This window comes from Turicibacter sp. T129 (assembly GCF_025594975.1).
GTDB classification, from domain to species: Bacteria; Bacillota_I; Bacilli_A; order MOL361; family Turicibacteraceae; genus Turicibacter; species Turicibacter bilis.
Genome location: NZ_JAMQUU010000106.1, coordinates 1 through 13,510, shown reverse-complemented (window position 1 = coordinate 13,510; position 13,510 = coordinate 1). Strand labels below are relative to the sequence as shown.

10 protein-coding genes are annotated in these 13,510 nt (G+C 35.2%); 1 reads left to right on the top strand and 9 read right to left on the bottom strand.

Annotated features, from left to right (window positions below):
• Positions 1–126: 126 nt before the first annotated feature.
• From ftsZ to murG, 5 genes are all read right to left on the bottom strand, one after another.
• The gene (ftsZ, locus tag NEH75_RS13100) at positions 127–1,275 is read right to left on the bottom strand and encodes a cell division protein FtsZ (protein ID WP_055275014.1); all 1,149 of its coding nucleotides are present in this window, start codon (positions 1,273–1,275) and stop codon (positions 127–129) included.
• Between the two features lie 27 nt (positions 1,276–1,302).
• A complete protein-coding gene (locus NEH75_RS13095; RefSeq protein ID WP_238581157.1) occupies positions 1,303–2,625 on the bottom strand; it encodes a cell division protein FtsA in 1,323 nt (440 codons plus the stop codon).
• A gap of 138 nt (positions 2,626–2,763) precedes the next feature.
• Positions 2,764–3,591: a cell division protein FtsQ/DivIB gene (locus NEH75_RS13090; protein WP_055304647.1), complete on the bottom strand. Its 828-nt coding sequence runs from the start codon at positions 3,589–3,591 to the stop codon at positions 2,764–2,766.
• Positions 3,592–3,602: 11 nt separating this feature from the next.
• Positions 3,603–4,511 (bottom strand): UDP-N-acetylmuramate dehydrogenase, encoded by a 909-nt coding sequence (gene murB, locus NEH75_RS13085; RefSeq protein WP_262949003.1) that lies wholly within the window; start codon positions 4,509–4,511, stop codon positions 3,603–3,605.
• A 9-nt stretch (positions 4,512–4,520) separates the two neighbouring features.
• A complete protein-coding gene (gene murG / locus NEH75_RS13080; protein WP_055243188.1) occupies positions 4,521–5,615 on the bottom strand; it encodes an undecaprenyldiphospho-muramoylpentapeptide beta-N-acetylglucosaminyltransferase in 1,095 nt (364 codons plus the stop codon).
• A gap of 257 nt (positions 5,616–5,872) precedes the next feature.
• Here murG and spoVE point away from each other — a divergent pair, with 257 nt between their 5' ends.
• Positions 5,873–6,970 (top strand): stage V sporulation protein E, encoded by a 1,098-nt coding sequence (spoVE, locus tag NEH75_RS13075; RefSeq protein ID WP_055243189.1) that lies wholly within the window; start codon positions 5,873–5,875, stop codon positions 6,968–6,970.
• A gap of 517 nt (positions 6,971–7,487) precedes the next feature.
• On the opposite strand, the gene murD is transcribed toward spoVE, so the two are convergent.
• Genes murD through NEH75_RS13055 form a run of 4 tightly spaced genes read right to left on the bottom strand, consistent with a single transcriptional unit; the run spans position 7,488 to position 13,232 of the window.
• Positions 7,488–8,843, bottom strand: a complete 1,356-nt coding sequence (gene murD, locus NEH75_RS13070; protein WP_262949001.1) for a UDP-N-acetylmuramoyl-L-alanine--D-glutamate ligase — start codon at positions 8,841–8,843, stop codon at positions 7,488–7,490.
• Between the two features lie 37 nt (positions 8,844–8,880).
• Positions 8,881–9,849, bottom strand: coding sequence for a phospho-N-acetylmuramoyl-pentapeptide-transferase (gene mraY, locus NEH75_RS13065; RefSeq protein ID WP_055243191.1), 969 nt, complete (start codon positions 9,847–9,849; stop codon positions 8,881–8,883).
• Between the two features lie 2 nt (positions 9,850–9,851).
• Complete coding sequence (locus tag NEH75_RS13060) at positions 9,852–11,303, bottom strand: UDP-N-acetylmuramoyl-L-alanyl-D-glutamate--2,6-diaminopimelate ligase (protein WP_055243192.1); 1,452 nt, start codon at positions 11,301–11,303, stop codon at positions 9,852–9,854.
• Positions 11,304–11,324: 21 nt separating this feature from the next.
• A complete protein-coding gene (locus tag NEH75_RS13055; protein WP_262948999.1) occupies positions 11,325–13,232 on the bottom strand; it encodes a stage V sporulation protein D in 1,908 nt (635 codons plus the stop codon).
• Positions 13,233–13,510: the final 278 nt, after the last annotated feature.

Genomic DNA, 13,510 nt, shown 5'->3' with positions numbered 1-13,510 from the left:
CCTCCTCGCAGAGGACACCCTTGTCTTAGGCTATGTACTTTCCGCTACTTGGACGTACTCGGGACTTTAACCCGTTAGATAATACCCATGCCGGGCGCACATAAAAAAAGAGAGCTAAGCTCTCTCTTATTTATAACGGTTCATTAACCAGTTCGGAATCATTTCTACACTATCTCCACCAAATGGTTGACGTTTTGGTTGAGATGGTTTTGGTTGTTCAGCCGATGGTTGTGTTTCCTGCTCTGATTGAGGTGTTGATGTTTTCTTGTTACGATTATCACCAATTAACATTTCAACTGGCTTTGCTGTTGCATTTGTTTCGTCAAATCCAGTTGCGATGACTGTAACGATTAAATCTTCACCTAAATCAGGGTTAATTGTTGCCCCATAAATAATATTAATCTCAGTTGTTGATGCATCACGAATTGTACGTAACGCTTCATCAACTTCAAATAGGGCAATATCCATCCCACCAGAAATATTGATAATTGCATCCGTTGCTCCATCAATATCATTTTCAAGTAATGGACTTGCAATAGCTTTTTTAGCAGCTTCAGTTGCACGGTTTTCTCCCGTTCCAAGACCAATTCCCATGATTGCTGAACCTTTGTTATGCATAACCGTTTTAACGTCAGCAAAGTCAAGATTGATTAAACCTGGTACTGCGATAATTTCTGAAATTCCTTGAACCCCTTGACGCAATACGTTATCCGCTTCACGGAATGCTTCTAACATTGGTGTTGTACGATCAACGATTTGTAATAATCGATCATTAGGAACTGAAATTAATGTATCAACATTAGCCTTTAGTTCCGCGATTCCACGTAATGCGAAATCAGTACGACGTTTTCCTTCAAATGTGAATGGACGCGTGATAATCCCAACCGTTAACGCTCCACTTTCTTTTGCAGCTTTAGCAATAACAGGGGCAGCACCTGTACCAGTTCCACCACCCATACCACAAGTGATGAAGACCATGTCAGCTCCTTTTACTAATTCTTTAAGCTCGCTTAAATTTTCTTCGGCAGCATGTTGACCTACTTCAGGATTTCCACCTGCACCTAAACCACGAGTTAAATCACGTCCAATTTGGAATTTGCGATCAGCAATAGCAAGATTTAATGCCTGTGCATCTGTATTAACAACCACAAATTCTACACCTTGTACATCATTTTCAATCATTCGGTTGACAGCATTACTACCTCCACCACCAACACCAATTACAATAATTCTTGGGGCATACGTAAACTCATTTCCAAATCCGAAACCTTCCATCCCTGAAACCTCCTCTTACTTTTACTTCTATTCTACTTTTTCATCAAATATCATATCGAAAATACGGACTAATACACCACTGTTTTCTAACTTATGATCCATAAATGTTCTGTCATGCCCTTTTGTTTTAGGTGTCACCTCTGTTGATATAGATTCAACCATACTCAAAGGTGAATCTGGTATGACATTCGCATATTGGTCAAAGTCAATTATATTACTTTTTTGTCCAGTCAACAACGACATTTCATGAATAAATGTTGCCATCCCAATTAATTTTACATATTTAGCACTTCTAGCTCCAAGCATTGAAGGAGTAAAGACAGTTACCTCTTGAGCAAAGATTGCTTTTGCTAACAAATTAAACCCTTCAATCTCACTTGCACCACCTGTAAATATATATTGCATCTGGTCATGTTTATAACAATTTTCAATTAAATATTGTTTAACTACCTTCAAAATTGCTTCATAACGAGATGTAATAATATCTGTTAACATCTGACGTGTAACACAGACAAACTGACCATCTAAATCATCAGCATAAATAATCTCGGGAGCAGTTGATTCATGATAAATTCGACCAAAGTTTAACTTTAACATTTCTGCTGTCTGTTCATCTACTTTAAATGCATCACTTATGTGTTGTGTCACATCTTTTCCACCCGTTGATAAAGAGACAGAAGAGACAACTTTACCTGAGTGAACCACTGTAATTGTTGTCATATCCTTCCCGATATTGACATGGCAAGCTCCTTTTTTCAACTGTTCTGACGTAAGAGCGTACATCGTTTCTGCAACACTTCCCAAAACAATATCTGCAATTCTAAATCCTGCTAATTCAGCGATGTTAATTAAGTTGTAAACTAACGAGGCAGAGGCAGTGACTTTTTGTGCATGTAAGATCAATTGTTTTCCAATAATACCAAGAGGGTTTTGAATCGCATTTTTATCATCTACAACAAAAGCTCGCGGCACAATATTAATGGCTACTTGATCATGATATGTTGGCTGATTAATAATATCACGGAACAACTGTTTGATATTAGCATGACTAATTGGTTGATTAGGGTCAAGCTCCAACGAATTAGCCACATTATCAATGCGACATTCTACGCTAGGAACAGCTAATAAAACATTTTGAATGTCTTGCTTTAAATCTGCTTCAACATTAGCTTTTAATAGCTTTAATTTTTCAACGATTTGATTCACATTGACGACATTTCCATTTTCAATTCCAGTTGCTACAACGGATTGCTGCGATAATACATAGAGGCGCTCTTGCCTAATATTACACACCATCATTCTAGCTTCTGCACAACCTATTTCTAAGCAAGCATAAATATTATTTTTCACCTCAAACCACTCCACTAACATATGGGTCTATTACCACAATATCATAATTTATTTTACTATATTTTTATAACAAAGAAAAGACTATTTACAAAATATCATCGGGATAATCACACATTATACACATTATTTATCCACAGTCTACTCTTCAGTTAATAAGCCATTATTTTCATCCCTTAATAGAACCTTTCCAGAGCTTGAATACGGCTCAAAATAGTCTCCTACATCTAAGTGATAGGTTCCTTTTACGCCTTCATACAAACTTGAGACTTTGTCGACCATTGTCTGATAATACTTAAGCTTATTGACCATACTATAACTATTTACATTAATGGTATTCCCATCCTTTAGAAAGAGAGAAAAACGATTAATATCTCCATACATTGGTTCATAGTGAATTTCCTTAATTAAATTAATTAGAATAGGATCAAGTTTTGTCATTGATTGAATAAATAAACTTAAAATTGACTCCTTCAACGTTTCTTTAGTCAAACCGTAAATAACTGTACCTTGACAAGTTACATTTATCGCTTGATCATTAGCAATTAACCTTCCATCACTTAAAACATAGCGAAAACCACCATCAAGCTCAACACATCCGATAATATCTTTTTCTTTCACTTCAATGTTCAACTGATTTAGCCCTGTTTTCTTCACGGTTACATTCGTAATCAGTGGATGTTTTAAAATATCAGTCGCAATTTTTTCCGTGTCTAACTCAAGAAAATAATCTTGATACGTTAGACCCGTCAGATGAATTAACTCTGAACGTGAAACATAGTGTAATCCTTCAAAGTAAATCACCGATAGTTTACTCAATGATGATGTAAAATAAAAGATACTCCCAACAATAAGTATAATAAAGAGACTAAAAAAGAAGCTTTTAACCTTCTTCTTTAGTCTTTTTTTAGGTTTATTCTTTGATTTTTGACGATATTGCTCTATTGAAACAACTTTTTTTACTGCCATTCTCCCCTCACCTACCAGTTAAACATTTCAACCTCTGGGTGTAATTCAATTCCATGCTTTTCTAAAACAACCGATTGAACATGTTGAATTAGTTCATAAATATCTTGTGCTGTTGCATCCCCAACATTAACAATAAAATTACAATGCTTCTTTGAAACTTCAGCCCCCCCAATACGAACACCACGTAAGCCTGAGTCTTCAATTAATTTCCATGAATAATGAGGTAGCGGATTACGGAATGTACTACCAGCTGAAGGCATATTCGTAGGTTGCGATTCAATACGACGAACTTTTCGAACTTTCATTAACTCAGCAATCTCTTCATAATTTCCCGGTTCAAGTTCTAACACAGCCTCAACAACTGTCCAATTCTTTTTATCTTGGAGAATAGAGGTACGATAAGCAAATTCTAATTCTTCATTAGATAACCAAATTAACTGTCCTTCTCCATCAATTACTAGCGCTTTTATTAAAATATCTTTAATCTCTTTATTATAAGCACCTGCATTCATGTAAATAGCGCCACCCACTGAACCCGGAACACCTGAAATAAATTCTAATCCTGATAAATTATTTTTTGCTACACGATTAGCAAGTAAGATGGTTGATACACCTGCTCCAACAGTCACTGTATTCTCTTTGATTTCAATGTGATCTAATCCTTTATCACACTTCACAATGATTCCTTCGAATAACTGATCCGATGGAAGTAAATTCGAACCTCTTCCAATTACTTTATATTTTAGATCGAGTTCACGAATTAATGTTAATGTTTGAACAAGAGATTCTTTTGAATTTGGCGTTACAAAAATACGAGCAGGCCCTCCCACACGAAACGTCGTATGCTTTGCAAGTGGCTCATTTTCTAATAAAAGTCCTAAATTGTTTTTTGTATACTCTTCTATAAAACTTTTAAACATTAAAAACACCTACTTTTTTTCAATAATTTCATTCATCAATGTTATCAGACGTTGTGCTGCATCTGGAATTCCAAGTTGCTTTGAGGTGTTTTGCATATTTAGACGTAATTGATCATCTCTCATAATCCTATCTATTTCGTTATATAAGCGATCCCCGGTTAACTCTTTCTCAAGTAACAAGACGCCTCCACCATGATCTGTTAAGCTTCGTGCATTATACTCTTGATGATTCGCAGTAACATATGGAGATGGAATTAAAATACATGGAACGCCTAAAGCTGTGACTTCCGCTAAGAAAGTTGCACCTGAACGTCCGACAAATAAATCCATATTAACTAAGTATTGAGGCATGTTATTAATGAATGGTAAAATATGTACATTTTGTAATTCTTCTACATTCTCAATACGATTTTTAATGGCTTCATAATGTTTGTTCCCCGTTACAAAAACAACTTCATAATCTGCTTTTTCATACTCTTTAATCATTGAAATAAAAGCATCGTTAATTGGCTCTGCACCACGACTACCCCCACTAATCATGACTGTCTTTTTATGAGGATTTAATCCTAAAGCACTTTTGCCAACCTTTAATGTCGATACAACTTCAGTAGCTCTTGGATTTCCTGTTAAAACGACTTTATTCTGAGGGAAATACGAACGTGCTTCCTCAAAACAAATGGCTACCTTATCAACATAGCGTGCTAAGAATTTATTCGTCACACCAGGCAAACTATTTTGTTCATGAATAATCGTTGGAATTTTTAATTTAGCGGCACTGTACACAACAGGCCCACAGACATAGCCACCGGTACCGACGACAACATCTGGTTTAAACTCTTTAATATATTTTTTTGAAACCGAAACTGATTTAAAAAACTTCATAATCGTCTTAAAATTCTCTAATGATAATGAGCGTTTAAATCCTGCTATTTCAATATGTTTAAATGGTAACCCTTCATGAGTTACAATTTCATTTTCTAATCCTTTTTCAGTTCCTATGTATAAAACTTCTAACTGGTCATCTACTTGTTGCAATGTTCGAACGACTGCAAGTGCTGGGTAAATATGACCACCTGTCCCACCACCAGTGACAAGGACGCGCATATTCTCACTCCTTATTAGACTGAATCGTCTTTTTTATCATTTTATATTTTAACACACTTTAAACAAAATCCGTTAGCTTAATTTAAAATTCATCTAAATAATGTCTGATTTTATATTTTTTTCTTATTTTTTTATACAATATATTGTTATTTATGGAAATAGATACATTTATTTTTATGTTTTTTTGATTTTATTTCAAATCAATCCATCTTCTATCATATACATTACTATATATTTTAAACCAAAGGGGAATTCCAATGAAAAATAAATTACCTTCAATTGATTTACTAACCCTACTACTCGCTTTAAGTATTAGTACCATCGGTTTAATTTTTGTTCTCTCCTCTTCATATATTTGGGCAGAGTATAAATTTGACGATGCCTTCTACTTTTTCAAACGGCAATTATTATTTGCCGCCATTGGAGTTGTAGGTATGATTGCCATTTCACGAATTGATTATCAAATTTACAAAAAGTATGCCACACCCTTTTTCTTTACTAGTTTAGTTCTATTAATACTTGTTCTCGTTCCAGGAATAGGACTTGTCCGTGGAGGTGCACGAAGTTGGATTGGAATTGGAGCCTTTTCTTTACAACCATCAGAGTTCATGAAACTTGGATTAATTATCTTCTTAGCAAAATATATGAGTAACTATGTTGAAGAAGCAAAGACATTTAAAAAAGGCGTTGTCCCGCTTCTTTTCTTTATTCTACTTGTGTTTGGAATTATTATGTTACAACCCGATTTTGGAAGTGGGATGGTCATTGTTGCTACAGGATTTGTTATGCTATTTATCTGTGGTGTGCCAATCCGTTACTTCATGTATTTTATTTTAACTGGTGTTGCTGGAATTGTCGCTCTTATTATCTCTGCACCTTATCGTCTTGAACGAATTACAGCTTATCTTGATCCATGGAGTGATCCAAGAGGATCAGGATTTCAAATTATTCAATCACTTTATGCTATCGCTCCAGGGGGACTATTCGGAATAGGACTTGGAAATAGTGTTCAAAAACACTTCTTTTTACCTGAACCACAAACCGATTTCATCTTTGCAGTTGTTTCAGAAGAATTAGGATTTATAGGGTCAGTTGGTATTCTTATTCTATTTATTTTATTTTTTGCAAGATGTGCCTATATTATCCTTAAAACAGATGACCTTTTTGCAAAATATATCGTCGTTGGAATTATGTCCATGCTAATGATTCAAGTCATGATAAATATTGGAGTTGTCATTGGACTTCTTCCTGTTACCGGAATCACGTTACCGCTAATGAGTTATGGAGGTTCATCTCTAACAATTACTTTATTATCAATTGGAATCATCTTGAATATTAGTCGCTACATGAAGTAATTCATTGGCTCTACTCCTTTAAATACGTATAGTTCTAGCCACTAATAGTGTATTCAACACTCTGTAAAATGTCCTTACTTAGTAAAAAGCTTTCTAAAAAACTCCTATCAATCCCAATTGATAGGAGTTTAATTTTATTATCAAATAACGTCCAATCCCTCCCTATATACAGAAATATTTTCTACATTTACTCTAGCAATCTAAATAGTTAATATTTCTACCATTCAAAACATCCTATTGTCCAAATACAGGTTTTTAGGATATCAAAAAACTTATCTAGGGTTATATATAAGGCGACAAGATTTTAGCCTAATTTGAACATGAATTTTAACATAGAGACCATTTTGATATAAGTTATGCGCATTTTTTTGTTACAGATCGCATGAGTAAAAACTACAAATGATATTTCGCTATAGATATAAATCAACATTTTAAATCCTCATTAGTATACATTTTAATAAACATAATCATAAAAAAGAAGAGCTTAGTTTAAGCTCTTCTTTTTTAGCCAGACACTTTATTTATTCTTTAATTGTTCAACTAACTCAATAAAGTGATCCCCACGTGTTTCAAAATTAGGATATTGATCCCAACTTGCACAAGCGGGTGAAAGTAAAACATGATCACCTGCCGTGGCAAGTTTAGCTGATTCCTTTACTGCTTCGTCTAATGTCTCTACTACGATACATGGCATCTGGTGCTCATCAGCTAATGCTTTGAATCGATGTTTCGTCTCTCCAAATGTCACAATAGCTTTGATCTTAGAGAAATAAGGGAGCAATCCACTTAAGTCATGCTGACGATCTAATCCACCCGCTAATAGAATGATAGAATCTTCAAACGCCTTCAACGCTGTTTGAGTTGCGATTACATTGGTTGCTTTAGAGTTATTATAGTATTTAACACCATTCACTTCATCAACATATTGAAGTCGATGTTTCACTCCTACGAATCGCTTTAACACACGCTTAATGGCTTCTGTGTCACAACCATATAATTTACTGACAGCAACAGCACCTAAGACATCTTGAAGATTATGGTCACCTTTTAACAAAATAGATTCAATATCAATAATCTTTTCATCCTTAAAGTAGACATCTCCTTCAGATAAATAAGCACCATCGACCACACTTGTTAAAGAAAATGGAACACAAGTGGCTTTTGTACGTGATAATCCATTGACAATAACCTCATCTTCTGCATTATAAACACAAAACTGATCAGCCGTTTGATTTGCAATTAAATTCAACTTTGCTTGGCGATACTCATCAATATCTGTATGATAATCTAAATGCGCTTCTGTAATATTCAATAGCAGTGAAATTTGCGGCGTAAATGAATCAATCCCCATTAATTGAAAAGATGATAACTCAGTTACTAATACTTGTTCTTTAGACGCTTGCTGTGCAACTAAAGACGCTACTTCTCCGATATTACCAGCAATTAATGGTTTTAATTGACCTTCTTCTAACATTTCATAAATTAACGTCGTTGTCGTTGTCTTCCCATTTGTTGCTGTAATTCCGATAAATGGTGCCTCACTAATATCATAAGCCAACTGCACTTCAGTTAAAATTGGAATCTTACGCTTGATGGCTTCCATTAATAACGGAACTTTACGATATGGAATTCCTGGATTTTTCACAATTAAATCAAATCCTTGATCTAACAGCTCTAATGGATGCCCGCCTGTCACGACTTCGAATCCTTCTGCCATCATTTCAACCGCATCTGGATTCTCTTCTAATGGATTACGATCATTAATTACTACATCCGCGTTTAATTCATGTAAAAGGCGCGCAGCTGCCTTCCCACTCTTAGCCAATCCAATGACTAATACTTTTTTATTTTCGTATTTAATCGTCTTTTTCATAAGAATCTTCCCTTTAATAAAAGTTTATTCTATCTTCTTAAATGGCAATGAGTAAACCAATTACTCCACAAATTAATGCGATAGCCCATAAGAAGGTCACGACTTTCCACTCACTCCATCCACATAATTCAAAGTGGTGATGGATTGGGGCCATTTTAAAAATACGTTTTTGTGTACGTTTATAATAAGCAACTTGGATGATGACAGATAAAGTTTCAATCACGTAAACTAATCCAACGATGACTAATAGTAACTCTTGTTTTAAGAGAATTGAAACAGCTGCAATGGCTGCCCCTAACGCAAGTGATCCCGTATCACCCATAAATACCTTAGCAGGATTTAAGTTGAAAACTAAGAATCCAAATAATGCGCCTACAACTGCAAAACAGAATAAAGCAATTCCAACTTGTTGTTGAGCGATGGCAATCATTCCAAATGTCCCAAAAGTAATGACACTCACTCCACCACATAATCCATCTAATCCATCTGTTAAATTAACTGCATTTGAGAATCCAACCATCCAAAATAAAATGAATAATCCATAAACCCAATATAAATTAATATTAAATAAATTAAAGAAAGATAACTCTGTTGAATAACCGCTCTTTAAAAATAGATAGAAAAAGACTGCTGCTAATACAAGTTGAGCTAATAATTTTTGCTTTGGTTTAAGTCCTTCGTTATTTTTTCGAACAACGATAATAAAATCATCAACAAAACCAATCGCACCAAATCCGACAAGAGTTAAAAGTAGCATCATTAACTCATTACTCATTGTCGCATACTTCGTAAAGAAAACTGTTACTAATAAAATAACAACAATCGAGGTGATGAAAATAATACCTCCCATAGTTGGTGTTCCCGATTTTTTCCGATGAGATTGCGGACCTTCTTCACGAATCGCTTGACCAAATTTTAAACGATGTAAAAAAGGTATGAAGAATGGTCCGATAATCGTTGCGATAAAAAATGAGAAAATTAATACAAATAAAGTTGATTTTAACATTTTTATATACCCCTTTTTCTAATCACTTCTTCAACGACTATTTTATCATTAAAAGGAACAATTTTACCATTAATATTTTGGGTTTTTTCATGTCCCTTCCCTAAAACAACAACTAAATCATTCGGCTTTGCTTTTTTTATCGCAGCTTCAATAGCCTTTGCTCGATCCACAATCACTGTATAATTGACACTACTTGTTCCAGATAATAAGTCATAAATAATACTCAGTGGATCTTCATTTCGTGGATTATCACTCGTAAAGAACACATGATCAGATAAACGTGTTGCATGTTTTCCCATAATCTTTCGTTTCGCTTTATCACGATTCCCACCTGCCCCTAAAACCGTAATAATCTGTCCTGTCGCAATAACATTTAAGCAGGTCAAAACTTGGAAAATAGCATCCGGATTATGTGCATAATCAATTACGACTGTCACGCCATCTTGGGTTTTTAAATATTCAAATCGTCCTTCTATTGAAGAGACATTTTCAATAAATGAAACGATTTTTAATGGATCATATCCTAAAGAATAAAAATAGGCAAGCACGGATAAAGCATTGTAAACATTATATTTACCGAATAAAGGAATAGACATTCGCTTCACAAATTCCCCTTTCACATAAAGCGAAAACTCGGTACGCTCTAACGTATAAACAATATCTTTGGCAAACAAATCTGCGTGAGGCTTGCAGCCATAGGTTAGAATACGTCCATTTGTTGCCCCAATAAAATAATCGGCATGTTCATCATCACAGTTTATAATGGCTACTTTATCTTCTTGATAATCACTCAATTGAATAAATGGTCTCATTTTGGTAAAAAGATAATCTTCAAATGTCTTATGATAATCTAAATGCTCTGGGGTGATATTAGTGAAAATTAAACGATCGAATTGAATTTGATCCACTCTATTTTCTTTAATCCCATGGGATGAAACTTCCATAACAAGATAGGGTAAATTATGTTTCACCCCTTCTTTTAATAAATCATTCAAATCTAAACTCATCGGTGTCGTATGTGTCGCTTTTTTCTTTTGTCCAACCCAAGAACCATTCGTTCCAATTAAACCACTATCCACCCCTAAACATTCAAACACATGTTGAATCAGGTAGGTAATTGTCGTCTTTCCGTTCGTTCCAATCACACCAACTAAATTAATATCTTTTGATGGGGTTTGATAATACTCATTTGATACGACAGCCAAAGCTTTTTTAGTATTGAACACTTGAAAGTAGGGAATATCAAATGTTAAATCTTCTTCTCCAACAATGGCAATTGCGCCGTTTTGAATAGCTTTTTCAATATATTCATGTCCATCTTGATCCTGACCTTTAATCGCAAAAAAGACGCCCCCAGGTTCGATTTCACGAGAATCGTAAGCTAAGTTAGAAATAACTTGGTTTTCCCCTATAAATCTAATTCCTAACAAATCACTCATTTCTACTAAATTCATACTATCTCTCCAATCTTTATATTAATTGCCTAAATATAATCTAACTGTTCCACCTTCAATGGTACGTGAAAAGGCTGCTGGCTGTTGAGAAATAACTTTTGTCCCTTCACCGTGATATTCAATATTATACAGATAAGAAGATTCAATCTCTTTCGGCTCCTTCCCAACAAAATCTGGAACCGTTACATATTTTGTATCTGTCCATAGATATTTTTTCTCAATTTGTTCTTCACGAGGTTCAACTCCGATATACGGTAGTGCCTCTGCTAAGATTGAACGGGCAATTGGGGCGGCAACAACTCCACCATACTGAACCGTGTTTTTCGGGTTATCAATTGCTACATAAACAACTAACTGAGGATCATCCATGGGTGCAATTCCAACGAACGAAAGAATATACTCTCCGCTAATATATGCTCCATCTTTTGCTTTTTGGGCTGTCCCTGTTTTACCTCCTACACGGTACCCATCAATATACGCACCCTTCCCACTTCCTTGTGCACCAACCATTTCTAAGGCATAACGCATCGTTTCCGATGTTTCCTCAGAGATGACACGACGTTTGATGCTTGGCTCGCGTTCGTATAATACTTCATTCGTATAGGGATGCAACATTCGCTTCACAATATAAGGTTGCATTAAATTTCCACCATTTACAGCGGCACTCACTGCTGTTACTAATTGAATCGGTGTAACTGAGTTTCCTTGTCCGAATGATGAAGTCGCTAGCTCAACATTTCCAATGTTGTCTGGATTAAAGATAATTCCTTGAGATTCTCCTAACATATCGACACCCGTTTTTTCATTAAATCCATAAGCTCGAATGTACTCAAATAATTTCTCTTTCCCTAAACGTTGCCCAAGTTCAATAAATCCCGGGTTACATGAGTTCATAATGACTTCTAACATCGATTGATCACCGTGTCCACCAGCTTTCCAGTCACGAATACGTACTCCATCAACAATGGCATAACCAGGATCGAAAAAGCGATCTTCAAGCTTCATGACTCCTTCTTCTAACGCAGCAGAAAAAGTTACAATTTTGAAGGTTGAACCTGGCTCATACGTTGACCAAATTGGTAAATTTCGGTTAAAAATTTCTTGATCATAATCTTGATAGTTTTCAGGGTCATAGGTTGGCCGCGAGGCCATTGCTAAAATTTCACCTGTATTTGGGTCCATAATTATACCTATCATTTGATCAGGATCATATTTAGCAACTGCATTTTCAAACTCTCGCTCCAAGATTTCTTGTAAATGTAAGTCAATCGTCAGCTCAATATCCAATCCTCGCGAAGCGGGAGCATAATCATCTGAAAATTGTGGTAAAGAGTTCCCCTTGGCATCAGAAAAATATTTCCATACCCCGTTTTCTCCCATTAAGTAATCATTATACACATACTCAAGACCAGTAATCCCTTGGTTATCGATTCCTGTAAATCCAATTGTTTGAGCTAATAAATTTCCATATGGATAGCTTCGTTTCACATCATTCACCAGATATACCCCATCCAAATTAGCCTCTTGAATAGCTTGAACTTGCTCAAGTGAAAGTTTACGTCCTTCAGGCTGTATTCTTTCAATGGAAACACCATGTGTGACATGCCTTTTCGCTTCTTCTACGCTTACTTCTAACACTTCAGCTAAGACTTCAGACGTTCTATCAACATCTGTGACTTGCTTTGGGATGACAATCACAGATGGTGCCACCTCATTTTCAACAATTGCATCATGATTTCGATCATAAATAATACCACGTTGTCCTTCAATCGGTAAATTTCGTGACCATAACGATTCGGCTCGGTCAACCAATGTCCCTGAATTAAAAATTTGCAAATACGCAAGTCGAATAAACAGTGCTATAAAATAAATTAAAATGATTGAGAGCAATACGACTAATCGTCGTTGTATAACTCCTGACTGTTTCATCTCTTATCCCCCTTATTAAATTGAATTAAGATTCGTTTATTACCTCTTCTACATCCATAGTAAATATATGAGTGCACGCTTGAGTAAATACATAATCCTTCACTTCAAATCCCTTTTATTCAAATTTATTACACTTATTTACTCTTTATGAAAACTATTTTTACTTCATGTGATGAATCTAGACTCATCTACTGCTCTCTATGTAAACAAAAAAAAGACCTAATTGCTCCGATATAGCAATTAGGTCTTTTTTTATTTTATTGGTTCTATAATATTTG